The 14,286-nt window shown below is 62.5% G+C and carries 18 protein-coding genes; 13 read left to right on the forward strand and 5 right to left on the reverse strand.

The features are described 5' to 3' along the window. Nucleotides 1-151 precede the first annotated feature (151 nt). Together BLT09_RS06330 and BLT09_RS06335 are read right to left on the reverse strand one after the other, a co-directional pair. A complete protein-coding gene (locus BLT09_RS06330) occupies nt 152-394 on the reverse strand; it encodes a hypothetical protein (protein WP_091591430.1) in 243 nt (80 codons plus the stop codon). 80 nt (nt 395-474) lie between these two features. Then, a complete protein-coding gene (locus BLT09_RS06335; protein WP_091591431.1) occupies nt 475-1,080 on the reverse strand; it encodes an SCO family protein in 606 nt (201 codons plus the stop codon). Nucleotides 1,081-1,274: 194 nt separating this feature from the next. Here BLT09_RS06335 and BLT09_RS06340 point away from each other — a divergent pair, with 194 nt between their 5' ends. The 10 genes from BLT09_RS06340 to BLT09_RS06375 all read left to right on the forward strand — a co-directional run bounded on the left by BLT09_RS06340 (nt 1,275) and on the right by BLT09_RS06375 (nt 10,518). Next, nucleotides 1,275-1,973, forward strand: a complete 699-nt coding sequence (locus tag BLT09_RS06340) for a carboxypeptidase regulatory-like domain-containing protein (protein WP_413468442.1) — start codon at nt 1,275-1,277, stop codon at nt 1,971-1,973. A gap of 90 nt (nt 1,974-2,063) precedes the next feature. After that, a complete protein-coding gene (locus tag BLT09_RS06345; protein ID WP_091591434.1) occupies nt 2,064-3,209 on the forward strand; it encodes a metallophosphoesterase family protein in 1,146 nt (381 codons plus the stop codon). Between the two features lie 11 nt (nt 3,210-3,220). Then, entirely contained in the window at nt 3,221-3,685 is a 465-nt protein-coding gene (locus BLT09_RS06350; protein ID WP_023798298.1) for a c-type cytochrome, read from the forward strand. 135 nt (nt 3,686-3,820) lie between these two features. Next, nucleotides 3,821-5,263, forward strand: coding sequence for a cbb3-type cytochrome c oxidase subunit I (locus BLT09_RS06355; RefSeq protein WP_091591435.1), 1,443 nt, complete (start codon nt 3,821-3,823; stop codon nt 5,261-5,263). Beyond that, nucleotides 5,260-6,924, forward strand: coding sequence for a cbb3-type cytochrome c oxidase subunit II (locus BLT09_RS06360; RefSeq protein ID WP_091591436.1), 1,665 nt, complete (start codon nt 5,260-5,262; stop codon nt 6,922-6,924). The genes BLT09_RS06355 and BLT09_RS06360 overlap by 4 nt, the downstream gene beginning before the upstream one ends. 3 nt (nt 6,925-6,927) lie before the next feature. After that, a complete protein-coding gene (locus tag BLT09_RS06365) occupies nt 6,928-7,122 on the forward strand; it encodes a hypothetical protein (protein WP_091591438.1) in 195 nt (64 codons plus the stop codon). Beyond that, nucleotides 7,076-7,300, forward strand: a complete 225-nt coding sequence (locus BLT09_RS06370) for a hypothetical protein (protein ID WP_023718671.1) — start codon at nt 7,076-7,078, stop codon at nt 7,298-7,300. The genes BLT09_RS06365 and BLT09_RS06370 overlap by 47 nt, the downstream gene beginning before the upstream one ends. A gap of 153 nt (nt 7,301-7,453) precedes the next feature. Next, the gene (locus BLT09_RS35465; RefSeq protein WP_023798301.1) at nt 7,454-7,576 is read left to right on the forward strand and encodes a hypothetical protein; all 123 of its coding nucleotides are present in this window, start codon (nt 7,454-7,456) and stop codon (nt 7,574-7,576) included. 30 nt (nt 7,577-7,606) lie between these two features. After that, entirely contained in the window at nt 7,607-8,335 is a 729-nt protein-coding gene (locus tag BLT09_RS34840; protein WP_329608821.1) for a sulfite exporter TauE/SafE family protein, read from the forward strand. 56 nt (nt 8,336-8,391) lie between these two features. Next, nucleotides 8,392-10,518 carry a heavy metal translocating P-type ATPase gene (locus tag BLT09_RS06375; RefSeq protein ID WP_329608823.1) on the forward strand — a complete coding sequence of 709 codons (2,127 nt, stop codon included), beginning with the start codon at nt 8,392-8,394 and terminating at the stop codon, nt 10,516-10,518. A 139-nt stretch (nt 10,519-10,657) separates the two neighbouring features. Here BLT09_RS06375 and BLT09_RS06380 read toward each other — a convergent pair whose 3' ends face one another. Continuing rightward, nucleotides 10,658-11,239, reverse strand: coding sequence for a MarR family winged helix-turn-helix transcriptional regulator (locus BLT09_RS06380; RefSeq protein WP_077376548.1), 582 nt, complete (start codon nt 11,237-11,239; stop codon nt 10,658-10,660). Nucleotides 11,240-11,329: 90 nt separating this feature from the next. Between BLT09_RS06380 and BLT09_RS06385 the strand changes: the two genes are divergently transcribed. The 3 genes from BLT09_RS06385 to BLT09_RS35650 are packed head-to-tail and all read left to right on the forward strand — an operon-like array spanning nt 11,330 to nt 12,388. Next, the gene (locus BLT09_RS06385) at nt 11,330-11,923 is read left to right on the forward strand and encodes a protoglobin domain-containing protein (protein WP_077376545.1); all 594 of its coding nucleotides are present in this window, start codon (nt 11,330-11,332) and stop codon (nt 11,921-11,923) included. Then, nucleotides 11,923-12,054, forward strand: a complete 132-nt coding sequence (locus BLT09_RS35645; protein ID WP_329608820.1) for a hypothetical protein — start codon at nt 11,923-11,925, stop codon at nt 12,052-12,054. Before BLT09_RS06385 ends, BLT09_RS35645 begins: the two co-directional genes overlap by 1 nt. 58 nt (nt 12,055-12,112) lie before the next feature. Continuing rightward, nucleotides 12,113-12,388 (forward strand): TlpA family protein disulfide reductase, encoded by a 276-nt coding sequence (locus BLT09_RS35650; protein ID WP_329608819.1) that lies wholly within the window; start codon nt 12,113-12,115, stop codon nt 12,386-12,388. A gap of 259 nt (nt 12,389-12,647) precedes the next feature. Here BLT09_RS35650 and BLT09_RS06395 read toward each other — a convergent pair whose 3' ends face one another. Then, nucleotides 12,648-13,916 carry an NAD(P)/FAD-dependent oxidoreductase gene (locus tag BLT09_RS06395; RefSeq protein ID WP_091591441.1) on the reverse strand — a complete coding sequence of 423 codons (1,269 nt, stop codon included), beginning with the start codon at nt 13,914-13,916 and terminating at the stop codon, nt 12,648-12,650. Next, nucleotides 13,913-14,227 carry a c-type cytochrome gene (locus BLT09_RS06400; protein WP_091591443.1) on the reverse strand — a complete coding sequence of 105 codons (315 nt, stop codon included), beginning with the start codon at nt 14,225-14,227 and terminating at the stop codon, nt 13,913-13,915. Before BLT09_RS06400 ends, BLT09_RS06395 begins: the two co-directional genes overlap by 4 nt. Nucleotides 14,228-14,286 lie beyond the last annotated feature (59 nt).

Genomic DNA, 14,286 nt, shown 5'->3' on the forward strand with positions numbered 1-14,286 from the left:
GGAGGTCCAAATCGCCGCGGCGCAAGGACGTTCTTTACGCCGCCAGGTTTGCCGGTGTGCAACGCTGTGGGTTCCGCCATCGCCTGATTCCCCTGCTTGCATACGAATTATGTCGAAGCGCGATGCGCGCCGATCCCGCTGGCATAGTTCCTCACGACCCGCTTTTAGGAAGGTCGAAATTGAGCTGCAACATTCGCGCGATGTTTATCAGAATTGTCTCGCAGACCTTATCTTGATTAGGATCCAGATATTTGACAGTCCAGTTTGCCCCGTTCTCCTTGGTTTCGAGCCGCTGAATCACAAAATCAGTGACGTGCTCGCATCCCGGCTCCTTATGAAGATCCGCGAGGATCAATGCCTTAAGCTCCGAAGCCTCCTTTGTATGTCTTTGCATGGTCGCTCTCCTTCCGGATGACAACTTTCTATGGATCGCTCAACTGCATAATCGTGATGTCCGTCATCCCAGGGCTGGTGTCATCGCACCAGTTCACCCAACCTAGCGGCAATGCCGCTGCTTGGTGTGTCAGAGTCTAGCCCCTCCACGAATTGCCCCTGTGGGTTCATGATGTAGATGTGGGTGCCGTGATCCATTAGGTAGTCGTCGCCGCCCGCCTCGCCCCGGCGCGCCACACCATAGGCGCCATATGCCTCCGAAACCGCAGCGATCTGTTGCGGGCTGCCGGTCAGTCCCACGATGCGCTGATCGAACGCTGCGGTAAAGCTTCCCATCACCTCAGGCGTGTCGCGTTCGGGATCGACAGTGATGAAGAGCGGTTGCAGTTTTGCGGCGTCGGGGCCGAGTTCCTCAATCGCCGCGGCGATTGATGACAGCGTCGTCGGACAGATGTCGGGACAAGAAGTATAGCCGAAGAAAACCAGCAGCCATTTGCCGCGATAAGTCTCATCGGTGACCGTCGTGCCGTCCGGCGCCGTAAGCGTGAATGGGCCACCGACCGTCACAGGCGCCGTGTCGGCCCGCACGAGCGGTTGGCAGATCAACAGGGCCGCTGCGAATATGATGCAGAAGAGGGTATGCGGACCGTAGGCCCAGGGGCTGAGGAGTCCATGCCGCCGCTTCATCAAGTACCTCCGGCACTTCGAGAATGACGCACCAACCCCCGCGTGTGTTTGTGATTAACAAACTCGCCTAAACTATCTCACTTTATCATGTTTTGTTGCTGAATGGCTAGACATGGTACTGGTTTAGCTCTATTTTTAAAAGTTGCCCCTCATCTCGCTAGAAGGAGGAGGCTTTTATGACCATTCGCGAATTGATGAGCGGGCTGGCGGCGATCGCTTTCGTTGCGATGGTGTCCGCGCCTGCGCAAGCCTACGAAGTGGGTCCGGTCACGGGAGGCGGAACGATCGAGGGTACGATCGTCTACCGCGGCGACGTGCCGACAACAAAGATCATCCCCACCAAGGATATCGAGGTGTGCGGCGATCCCCGCGAGGAGCCGCTGATCGAAGTCGGCAGCGATCAGGCCGTGCTGAACGCGGCGGTGCAGCTGGTCGACGTGGCACAGGGAAAGGCCTGGCCGGAGCCCGGAAAGCCGCCTGAGCTCAACAACCTCAAATGTCGCTTTGAGCCCGCGGTTCAGATGATACCCGCCGGTTCGCTGGAGGTGGTCAACAGCGACCCAATGCTCCACAACACCCACGGGTATTATGGCAAGCGCACCGCCTTCAACCTGGCGCTGCCCAATAAGGGCCAGCGGATACCCGTCGAACTGAAGCGGGCCGGCACTGTCCGCGTCGACTGCGACGCGCATGGCTGGATGGAAGGCTGGGTCTATGTGGTAGACAATCCCTACTACGCTGTCACCGGCGCCGACGGCAAGTTCAGCATAACCGATGTTCCGCCTGGGGACTACAAGCTCGTGGCGATCCACCCCTTCACCGGGCCCATCGAGCAGACCGTAAAGGTAGAGGAGAATAAGGCCACCAGTCTGACGATTGAACTGAAAAAATAAGAAAATGGGCGACCCACTGATTCAATAGGGTCGCGCTCCTGCGAGAAGGCCGACGCTTTAAGAAACGGTCTGCACTGAGGAGGAACCCTGATGTCCGACGAGCTTGACCGCATTCGGCGCGAAATGCATGCGGTGCTGCAGCCGCCTGGAGTACGGCCCGACGACTCGCTCCAAATCACCCGCCGCACATTCATTCACAGATCGCTGCTGTTCGGCGCTGCTTCCGTCGGCCAGACGTTCGCGTGGTGGCCGCTGCTCAACACCATCGACGTCGCTCACGCCGCCGAAGCGCCCTTCAAGTTTGCCTGGATTTCGGACACCCATCTCTACGAGAGGTCCCTCAACACGCGCTTCGTCGACAAGGTGGTGCGCGCCGTACAAGAGGTCCAGGCCATGGATCCGCCGGCCGACTTCCTGATCTTCGGCGGCGACCTGGCCCAGCTCGGAAAGATCGAGGAACTTGAGCTTGGCGTTGAGCTCCTCAAGGATCTGAAGATCAAGAAGTACTACATCCCGGGCGAGCATGACTGGTATCTGGATATGGGCAAGAAGTGGGGCGAGTTATTCGGCCAACCCAACTGGACCTTCGATCACAAAGGCGTGCGCTTCATCGGGCTCGATACGGTCAGCCGGGGACCGGACTACTGGACAGCGAAAAAGATGACGCCAGAGGAGCGCATGGGCCACATGGCTACCCTCGACGGCACGGTTGCCGGCGCGTGGGCCGGCGTCGGCCGCGAGCAACTCGACTGGATGCAGAAGACACTCGCCGAGTGGGATAAGTCCAAGCCGATCGTCATCTTCAGCCACAATCCGCTGTACGAGTACTACCCGCCCTGGAATTTCTGGGTGCGCGACTGGCGCGAAGTGAATGACGTGCTGAAGCCTTATACTAAGGTCACCAACATCCACGGTCACGTGCACCAGGTGCTCTACAACGAGATCGGCAGCATGCGCTCGATCGGCATGCTGGCGACCTCCTGGCCGTGGCCGTATGCGCCGGAAGGCGTGCCCAAGCTGACCAAGCCGATGATCCGTGTCGATCCTGGCGATCCCTTCGACGGGGTCGGTTGGGAAACCGTGAACGTCAACGCCGACGACAAGGTCGATGTCGAGTACATCATGTGGGGGCGCAAGGAGGTGTTCGTCCGGTCGCCGGAGGACCACGACAAGAGCATTGAGGAGGTCATACAGCCACGCATCGCCGACAGACAGTACCCGTGGGAAAATCCATAAAAGGGGTGGCTATGATAAACACATCGACATTCCTCTGCATTCTGAGGCGTTCCACCGTCGCCGGAGCAGTCGTCGCAGCTGCCGTCGTCGTCGGCCCGGCCAGTGCCAACAAGGACCCGGTGACGCCAAAGCAGCTGAAACTCTATCAAGAGGCGTTCATGGAGGAGGTCAGGAAGGGAGACCTCCTGTTCCACGGTGATGCGGCGATGGCGGAGCAGTTGGGCGTCAAGCTGTCGACCACCGGGTGGGCCTGCGCCATGTGCCATCCGATGGCCTCCGATACCCACCCGCATGCGTTCCCGAAGTTCCAGCAGTCGATGGCCAAATTCGCGACACTGCGCGACATGATCAACTGGTGCATCGAGAAACCGAACCAGGGCGAGAAGATCGATCCCGAATCGGAGGCGATGAAGGCGCTCGAGGCGTACATCACTTGGTCGAACACCGGCTCGGTGTTGGTGCCAGGCAAGTACTAGTCTCGTCGATAGAGGGGGGGCATCGGCTTCACGGGAGCGCGTCCGCCATCGGGGTGACACCTCGATGGGTGGGGTTGAAGCAGTCGTGCGGCCCGGGAACCGCGCGGGGAGGTCTATGCGTTGGCAGAGACTGGGATGGAGCTGCGCGGCAAGTTCGCGAATGTGGACCTGGATGCGCTGGTCGACAACCGGGTCGTGCGGACCTGGCTTTATTTCGGCATGTTCTGGCTGATGGTGACGCCATCCGTCGGCGTCCTGATCTCGAGCACCTTCAACTACCCCGACTATCTTGGATCGGGAAACCTCGAGCTCACCTTCGGCCGGTTGCGCCCGGTCCACGTCAACGGTGTCATCTTCGGCGCCTTCTCGACGCTTTTCATCGGCCTTTGCTACTATCTCGTGCCGCGTCTGTCGGGGGTGCGGGTGATATGGTCGGAGTGGTCGGTTCTCCTCGCATGGGTCTGGAACATCGCAACGCTTGCCGGTTTGGTCGGCTTGCTGTTCGGCGACAGTGACGGTTTGGAAGCCGGTGAGTTTCCGCTCTATGCGAAGGTCGCATTCTTCATCGTAGTGGCCGTTGCTACCGCGCAATTCTTGATCACGATCAGTCGAAGGCTCGAGCCGGCGATCTATGTCGCGCTATGGTACTTGATCGCCACTTTCGTGTGGACGACGATGAACTTCGTGCTTGGAAGCTTCATCCTGCCGTACACGATCTCGGGCATCAACAGCGCCGCCTTCCATGGCCTCTATCTCCACTACATCGTCGGGCTGTGGCTAACGCCCGCGGGCTACGTGATCATTTACTATTTCCTGCCGATCAGCGCGCGAAATCCGCTCTATGCCCATAAGCTCTCGCTTGTAGGCTTCTGGTCCCTGGCATTGTTCTACCCGTTCGTCGGCATCCACCATTACCTCTACAGCCCGATCGCGGACTGGGCCGAGACCTTGGCCGTCGTCACGTCGATGCTACTGATCATTCCGGTGTGGACGGTACTGGTGAACTTCTTCGGCACTATGATGGGCAAGTGGCATGAGTTCGGCAGGAATCTGCCGGCGAAGTTCCTGATCATGGGCTCGCTCATGTATCTCGTCGGCTGCTTCCAGGGCTCGACCGAGGCGCTGCGGCAGCTGCAGCAGCCGACCCATTTCACCGATTTCGTCATCTCGCATTCGCATCTCACCGTGTTCGGCACCTTCGTCGTATGGGCGATGGGGGGCCTCGTCTATACTTGGCCGCGGCTGTTCGGGCGCGAACTCTGGTCCTTCAAGCTCGGCAACTGGTCGTTCTGGCTGATCACCGTCGGCATCACGACCATGGGCCTGGTTCTCACAGCGGGCGGGCTGCAGCAGGGTTATCAATGGATGAATGGTGTCGAATGGCTCGACTCGCTCGTCTGGGTGAAGCCCTACTGGCTGGCGCGGACCCTGGCAGGCATCAGCATGGATATCGGTATGTCGCTGCTGGTGGTGAATCTGATGCTGACCGCACTGACCAGCCCGGCGGCTGAGGCGCGACGCGTCCGCGGGCCGGTGGAGGCGCCTATCCCGGCCCCGGCGGGAGGGCCCGCGCAGTGAACGTTCGCTTCTTCGCGTTGTTCGCCGGCGTCTTTTGCATCACCCTTGCGGTGATCACGCAGGGCGTGCTGCCCTTCGTAGAGCCGTCCTCGCGAACTACGCGCGTGACCTCGGTGGTGCGCACGGATTTCGGCCAGCTGAAATGGACGGTTTCAGAGGCGACGGACTACACCGAGCAGCAGCGTCGCGGCCGCAACATTTACCTGCGCGAAGGCTGCTGGTACTGCCATTCGCAATTCGTGCGGCCGGTAACCGGCGAGATCCGCCGCTGGGGGCCGGTCAGCGAGGCGGGCGAATACGCCTATGACGTGCCGCACCTGTTAGGCACACGCCGGATCGGGCCGGACCTGACGCGCGTCGGCCTGAAATACAGCGACGAATGGCACCTGGCGCACTTCTACAATCCGCGGATGCTGGTGCCGGACTCGATAATGGCGCCGTATCGCGGTCTCTTCCACGAGCCCGATGGGGCCGTCCGTATCGTTGACGACGGCGCTGGCGGTCGGACCCTGGAAAGGACAGAGGTCACCGAAGGCCTTTTCGACTTCGACAGCCAGCAAGCGATCCAACTGACGCCGAATGCGTACGGGTTGCTGTTCGTGCCGCTGAAGGCGCGCAAAAGAAAGCCGATCATCCTGACGCCGAACGAAGAATACACAGGAGAAACCGTCAGCATCGCGGCGGAGACGGAAACGCTGGCGGCGCTCGTTTCCTACGTCCAGAAGCTCGGCACGAACCGGGGTAAATGGCGCGATCTGTTCGAGCCGCAAAGCCTGGAGGTCATGGATGCGACCATGCCGCGCTCCGAGGAATGGATTGCCTATGGCAAGGAAGTCTATGAGCGCCGCTGCATCGGTTGCCACGGTGCCAAAGGCGACGGCAATGGGCCGGCCGCCACCTTTATGTTTAACCAGCGGCCCAGGGACTTCACGTCCGCAGTCTTCAAGTTCAGGTTGACAAAGGAGCCCCTGCCCACGGACGGCGACATGCTGCGCACCATTACTCGCGGCATCCGCGGCACGGCAATGCCCCCTTGGTACGAACTGCCGCTCAACGATCGGCTGGCGGTGATCCAGTACATCAAATATGAGCTGGCGGTTGACCGTTCCGACCCCGCCAGTCCTTACGCTTTCTTCGTCGAGGAGCCGCCTGGCCCACCGTTGTATATCGGGCGCCCGCCGACCCCGTCCCAGACGATGCTGGACCGTGGCAAGGAGGTTTGGCAGGTGGCGAAGTGCTGGGAATGCCACGGCCAAGGCGGCAAGGGCGACGGCGAAAAGGCTGCCGGCCTCAAGGATGATATCGGGTTCGCCACCCCGCCGGCCGACCTCACCAGCGGCCAGTTCAAGTCTGGCCCGGCCGTCGAAGACATCTTCCGGACGATAACTACCGGCCTCAGCGGCACGCCGATGCCGTCCTATCGGGATTCTTTTCCGGACGAGGACCGGTGGGCGCTTTCCTATTTCGTGGTGGCGCTTTCCGCATATAAAGACCCGCTCTCGCTGCAGCCGCTGTCGATCAAGCAGTCGGCCCGCGCCGCGCTGAACGATCTGGAACTGGTCGCTGACAAGCCTGAGCGAGCCTATGTGCCCGATCCGTCGGTGCCGGCGTCCGGCCCGCCAGCGCCGCCTGGCGAGGAACAGGCACCCACCGGAGGTTAGCGCATGCTCGGTTTTGAAGTCACCGGACCCTATGTCGGCGCCATGATGATGAGCCTGGCGGCCCTGTTCTTGTTCATCTGGGGCGTCCTATCCGGCGCGTTGAGCGGCACCGACAAAGCCGCCAACGGGTTTTTTGAAAGGGAGATGGAGAATGAGCGATCTGCAGAGCAGCGATCCGGAGAGCCCGACGCACCCTGAACTGGATGTGCGTCAAAGCTCGCACCCTGAACTGGAGGACTATGCCGGCGGCCTGATACAGGCGCGTGTGGGATTCATTCCGCTATGGCTTCTCGTCGTCTACGTGCTGCTGTTCGCCTGGGGGCTGTATTACATGTATGTTTATTGGGGCGGGCTCGGCCCCGGCCGTCTGTTCTAAGAAGACTGTCGCAAGAGCTGGTAAGGCAGGAGTGATGGAGATGTTGGTAGCCAAAATTCTCCTTGGGGTCGCCGCATTGAACCTCCTTTTCCTGGCCTTCGAGGTGGCGATAAACGTGCTTCGTCTTTATTTCGGCTGACATAGGAGCAGCGGATGCTACAGGACACGGTTTTCAAGCTCGCCGACGCCGGCTTGCCACAGATGCTCGGCTTCCTCATCTATGGCGGCTGCACCGTCGGCTTTATCATCTTTCTTGTCTATCTTGTGCGGCAATAGCGACGCGGACGCGGCGCTGCGAAAACGCCAATGATCTACTACCTCGTGATCTTCGCCGCTGGATTTGCAGGCAGCTTTCATTGCATCGGCATGTGCGGCGGCTTTGCCTGCGCGCTGGGCCGCGATCAGCGAGGCGGAGGCGCAACCGTCCTTCGCCACCTGCTCTATAATACCGGCCGATTGACTACCTATTGCTTTCTGGGCGGGCTCGCGGGTGCGATCGGTCAGGTCATCTGCACCACGCAAGGTCTAACGGCGCCGCCGCTCTTGAACGGCTCCCTCGACACCGCCCAACGAATTCTCGCGATCGTCGCTGGCCTGCTCATGATCGCCATGGCGTTGCAGTTCTTCGGCTGGCTGCAGGTCTTTCATCGCCTTGCGATCGGATTTGGCGGCAGCACATTTGCATTGTCCCTGCGCGGCCTGTTGACCGCCCGGAGCTGCGCCGCACCGCTCGCCTTTGGCGTTTTCAACGGCTTCCTGCCATGTCCCCTGGTCTATGCCTTCGCCGCCCAGGCGGCGAGCACCGCCGGAGCGCTTCCCGGGTTTCTCGTCATGGCATGGTTCGGACTGGGAACCTTCCCCGCGATGTTGATGATGGGCGGCGTTGGCGGGATACTCGGGCCAGCCTGGCGGCGGCGCGGCGTGCGGCTGGCTGGTGGCTTTATTCTTTTGCTCGGTCTCATCACGCTCGGCCGTGGTCTCCTGCCTTCCGGTGCGCATATCGGCCTTGCCTGGCTGGGCGGACATCCCGCATGACTGCGCATGGCGATCTCCTCTGTAGCCATTGTTCGCTGCCCGTCGGCCTGCGCCCGATGGAGCGCAGGCTCAACGGTGAGGCTTGCGCGTTCTGCTGCTACGGCTGTTGCATCGCCTTTCAGGTGAAGAGCGGCAGACACGAAGAGTGGGAAGCCGCCTGGCTTCTGATCCAGCTCGGCGTGGGAGGCTTTCTGTCGATGAATATCATGATGTTCAGCCTCCTCCTCTATTCGGATGCGTTCGCCGGCGTCGATGCGGCCGTGCTGCCGTGGATTCACCTTTTGCTCTGGATCTTCGCGACGCCGGCGGTGGTGATTCTCGGCGGACCCTATCTGCGCGAACTGTGGCTCAATGGCATACAGGGACGAGTGACGTCGTCGGCACTCATCGTGATTGGCGTCGCTGCCGCTTACCTCTATTCGGCATTTGCTGTGTTCGAGGGCAGCACGCATGTCTATTTCGACACCGCCGTGATGGTGTTGATGCTGTTCACCGTTGGCCGCTATCTCGAGGCTGTTGGCCGCGCCAGGGCGGCGCGCGACCTCGAACCTCTTCTGGCCGCAGAAAGCGAGAGCGCGACCGTGGTCGATGGCGCAGCAGAGATCCGCCGTCCGGTGCGGGAGGTATCGGCCGGCATGCTGGTGCGGGTCCGGCCAGGCGAGCGCATTCCGGTCGACGGCATGGTTGTCGAGGGCGAATCGAACACCGATGAAGCCGTGATTACCGGAGAAAGCCGGCAAGTGACCAAGGGCGCCGGCTCCAAGGTGATTGCCGGCAGTATCAATATCGACGGCCCGCTCCTGATCCAATGCAGCGGTGACGGAACTGCAACCCGCTGGGCGCGGATTTGCCGGTCGGTGCGCGAAGCGCTGGGCCGTCGCAGTCCAACCCAACGCCTTGCCGATCGCGTCGTTGGCGTGTCCGTGCCGCTCGTCCTCGCCCTCGGCGGGCTGACGATTGTTTACTGGGCGCAGTCATTGCCGTTCGATCGGGCGTTGCTGATTGGCCTCTCGGTCCTGGTGGTTGCCTGTCCTTGTGCCGTCGGCCTCGCTGCTCCGATGGCGACATCACTCGGCATCGGCCGGTTGGCACGGCACGGCTGCCTGGTCCGCGACCCCGGCGTGCTCGAGACCCTCGCTCGTGTCCGGTTGCTCGCCTTCGACAAGACCGGCACTCTGACGGCGGGCAAAGCGCGCCTCGTCGGCGTCGACTGCCAGGAGGTCGGCATCGACGAAGTACTGGCGCGCGCCGCCGGTCTGGAGCGCCTTTCCGAGCATGGTCTGGCGCGGGCCATCGCGGCAGCCGCCGCTCAGCGCGGTATCACGCCGCTCGTCACCCGCGATGTCCGGACGGTTCCCGGCCGTGGCATCCGCGGCAGTGCCGAAGGCCGGCCCATAGCGGCAGGGAACGGCAGATTGATGAATGATCTGGGCTGGCCGCTTCCCCCGTCGCTGACTGAGCGTGCGCGGTCGCTGGAGGCGAGCGGTCATTCGGTGGTCTATGTCGGTTGGGGCGAGCAGGTTCACGCCGTGCTGTCGCTCGATGATTCACCGCTTCCCGAGGCTCAGGCCGCGATCGCGGCCCTGCGTGAGCGCGGGCTCGACGCCACGCTGTTGACCGGCGACTTGGCGCAAGCGGCGGAGCGGATCGCGGCCCTGGTCGGGATCAAGGACGTCCAAGCGGACCTTTCGCCGGAGGCCAAACGGCTGGCCCTGGATCGGCTCCGCCATGACCACGGTTCGGTGGCGATGGTCGGCGATGGACTGAATGACGGGCCGGTCCTGGCCGCCGCAGATGTCGGTATTGCCGTCGGCTCCGCCACCGATCTCGCCCGCGAGACTGCGGCGCTCGTGCTGCCTGCGGACGGATTGTGGATGCTGCCCTGGATCGTCGACGTGGCCCGCGCGGTCCGCAGGACCATCTTGACCAACCTTATGTGGGCGTTCGGCTACAACCTCGTCGCGCTGACGTTCGCAGCATTCGGACTTCTGCAGCCAATCCTTGCGGCGGCGGTCATGGCCGGCTCGAGCATCCTAGTGGTGGTGAATTCGCTGCGGCTGGAGCAGCTGCCCGACCCTGTTCCAGCGCTGATCCCGGAGCAACGATCCGGCACCAAGGCGGAGCGTGCCCGCCATACTGTCGGCGCTTCGGTCATGGCTGGCTCGGCCGTCGAGCGGAGCTGAGCCTCTCCTTCAACCAAACACGTCGCGTGAAGGCGTCGTACCAGCCTTCCGCCGCGCGCCGCCTGGCGGCGGACCCCGGAGTTTTCCTCGGCCTTGCCGTCGACAGCGGCTTCATGGCACGGACAATCGCTCAATCCAGCTATGCAGCGGCTGCCGGCTCTTGCTCGACGCAGATGGTGCGGCTGTCGGCTTCGGAAAGGGGTTCGTCGAGCAGGCCGCAATGGTGCGGCGTCCGGGACGATAGCCGGACGCGGACGCGAAAATGCCAGCATGAGAGACAGGCGCCGAACGCGCGGCCATTGTTGCGGGCGATTGAGTTCCTAAGGGTGCGCCTGAGTCCGTCAAGCAGCTTCGCCACATTGCCGTCGGTTGCCTGCTCGATGTCCGTGGCGACGATGCGCAGGGGATCGCGCGCCAGTGCATGTTCCGCCTTCGGAGTGAGTGCGAACTCGACCGAACGCCCGTCGCGCGCGCTTGGACCCCGCGACACATAGCCCTTGTACTCAAGGGAGGCCAGCGTCCGCGACACCGTGCCCCGCGTCGAAGCAAGATAGTCGGCAAGCGCCGCTGGCGTGCGCGAGAAACGGTTGGCGCGCGCGAGATACCTGAGCGCGTCCCACTGAGCGGGATTGAGCCGCCCGGACTGCTCGCCCGAGCGGGCGAGGCGCTCCAGCCGGTCGATCAGATGGGCGGCTTCGAGAGCCTCTGGCGAGACAGGCATGATTGCTCCTAATCAGTGTTGACCGGCTTGGATTCGCGCTGCAGTAATAGCTAGTAGCAATTATCTCGGCAAGCCCAAGGAGGACATTCCATGACGACCAGTTCCATTCCGGGTTACCGGCTCGGCGATACGACGCTGCCCAAGTCGCCGCTCACGAAAGACGATCTCGCGACGCTCAAGACAACGCTGCTCTTCGGAGACGCGGACGTCGCCGCGCTGCGCCAGGCGCACGGCGTCGTCGAGGATCAAGTCGAAGCCATCCTCGACGTCTGGTACGGGTTCGTCGGCAGCACGCCGCACCTCCTCGCCTATTTCAGCGACGCCAAGACGCATCAGCCGTTGGGCGCCTATCTCGATGCGGTGCGCAAGCGCTTCGGCCAATGGATCCTCGACACCTGCCGGGCTGACTACGACGAGGCATGGCTTGCCTGGCAGGACGAGATCGGCCGCCGCCATCACCGCTCCGGCAAGAACAGGACAGACGGGGTCTCGGCAGCGCCCCATATCCCCATGCGCTACGTGCTCGCGCTCGCCGTTCCGATCTCGGTCACCATGAAGCCGTTCCTCGCCAAGAAGGGGCATGCGTCCGCCGAGGTCGAAGCGATGCACGCCGCCTGGAGCAAGGCCGTGTTGCTGCAGGCCATTCTGTGGTCGAGGCCCTATGCGAGGGAGGGAGACTTTTGATGGCGCAACTCCGTCCGGCGCCGGACTGGCAGATCGCCCGTTGGCTCAACGCTCCCTCGCCGCTGGCAGAACTTCGCGGCAAGGTTGTGTTCGCGGTGGCGTTCCAGATTCTGTGTCCCGGTTTGCGTTAGTCACGGCCTGCCGCAAGCTGTCCGGGCGGGCGACGCGTTCCCCGAGAACGATCTCGCCGTGATCGGCCTGTACACCGTGTTCGAGCATCACGAAGCGCAAGGAACGCGCGCTGCGCTCGCGGCCCTGCATGAGTGTCGCATCACCTTCCCCGTGGGCATCGATGCGCAGGATCCGGGCAGCGAGGGTCCACAGACCATGCGCGCCTATGGCATGCAGGGCACGCCGACAACGCTTCTAATCGACCGGCGCGGATATTTGCACATTCACAAGTTCGGCCGTCTTGATGACATGCGTCTCGGTGCTGCGATCGCGACACTCATCGGGATACGCTGACACCGAGGCGCGCGGGCGAAGCAAAACCGAATGCCGGATGTGATGACGAGGGATGCCGCATCGCTGGCCAGGCCCACGCATAACCTTACCCTTTCCGACAGGGCCGCAGTACGTCCGTCACGACACGAACAGCGGGACACGTTGCGGCGCGGGTTGAGCATGACACGGTGTGGATTCCATCATCTTGTCCATGGCCCGCCTTGCCCCGTGTCGTCGTGCCTGGACCGCCTCGGCGGTTGGCCTCACTTGGCAACGGTGATCAACCAAACACGTCGTGCGTGAAGGCGTCATACCAGCCTTCCGCCGCGCGCGCAGCCTGCCGGCGGACCTCGGAGCTTTCCTCGACCTTGCTGACGAAGCTGATGACGCTCTTGAGCTTCCCGTCGACGGGTTTGAAGCTGATGGCGTTGCTGAACGCATCGTCGGGGGCGAGATAGGTGTAGCAGGTGTTGAACAAATGCGCCGGGAAACGCGCTGATCCGGTGAGATCGGCCGCGATGGCAAAGGCGCAGGCTTTGGCTTGGCTGTTGGCGCAGAAGGCGGATTTCGGCATATCCCCGCCGATGATCGCATCACCGACCAGATGGACGCCGGGCTGCAGCGCCGATTCGAAGGTGACCGGATCGACCGGACACCAGCCCGACCGATTGGCGAGCCCCGCCTGCTGCGCCAAGCGTCCGGCCATTTGCGCCGGGATGACATTGGCCACCGCGGCCTTGAATGTTCCTCCCGCGGTGATCATCGACCGGGTCTTCGCGTCAATTGCTGTGACCCCGCCGGTGAACTGGGCCGGTAGCCATTCGATCATTCCCGGATAATGGCGGTTCCAAGCGTCCTGGAACAGGTCCTGCGCGTTGAAGCTGTCTTTCGCATCGAGGATCAGAATTTTGGCCTTGGGTTTGCGGCGCTGGAAATAGGATGCGACGAGCGAAGCGCGCTCGTAGGGGGCGGGCGGGCAGCGAAACGGATTCGGCGGAGCAACGAGCACGAACAGCCCGCCGTCCTCCATGCTTTCCAGTTGCTGGCGCAACAGCCTGGTTTGCTGCCCTGCATTCCAGGCGTGCGGCATGATCTCCATCGCCGCATCGTCATAGCCCTCAAGCGCCCGGTCCCTGAATGCGATGCCCGGCGCAACAACGAGGCGGTCATAGCTGAGTTTCGAGCCGTTGTTCAGCGCAACGGTTTTCGCCGCCGGGTGAATCGCCGCGGCGGACTCATGAATGACCGTGATGCCGTATTGCCTTGCCAGCGCTTCATAACCATGGCCGAGCGATTCGAACGGTCGTCGCCCGGCGAGATAGAGATTGCTGAAAAAGCAGGTCGTGTAGCTCTGCCGCGGTTCGACCAGGGTCACGTCGACGGCCGTGGCGCTGGAGGCGAGATATTTGGCGACCGTTGCGCCGCCGATGCCGCCGCCGACCACGACGACACGCGCCTTGGCCTGGCCCCGCGCCTTCGGCTGGTTGAGCGCCGTTAGCAACGCTGCTCCCGTCAGGCGGCCGAACTCGCGACGCGTCCAGGATTTCATCGCGGGTTACTTCCCTGCTTCGCGACATAGCGCGCGACGCTCGCGATCTCCTCGTCGCTGAGCGACAGCGCGATAACGTGCATGATGTGATTTGAACTCTCGCTGGCCCGGTAGGCAAGCAGGGCGTTGGTGAGCCTCTCCTCACCAAGCCCGATAATGCTGGGAATGCCTGTGCCGCCGCCATCAAGACGATGGCAGGACGCACAGGTCGCGGCGAGTTGAGCGCCTTGATCGGTCTCCGCCGCCACGCCGGATTGGCTGACGAGCAGCACGAGGCCCGTGGCAATCGCAGATCTCGCGACGGGGCGCATGCTGAATACCCGTCTGTGTCGGAGTTTTCCGGTCACGCTCCCACTCAACTTGTCACGTC

Source organism: Mesorhizobium muleiense (assembly GCF_900099905.1).
Classification (GTDB): Bacteria; Pseudomonadota; Alphaproteobacteria; order Rhizobiales; family Rhizobiaceae; genus Mesorhizobium; species Mesorhizobium muleiense.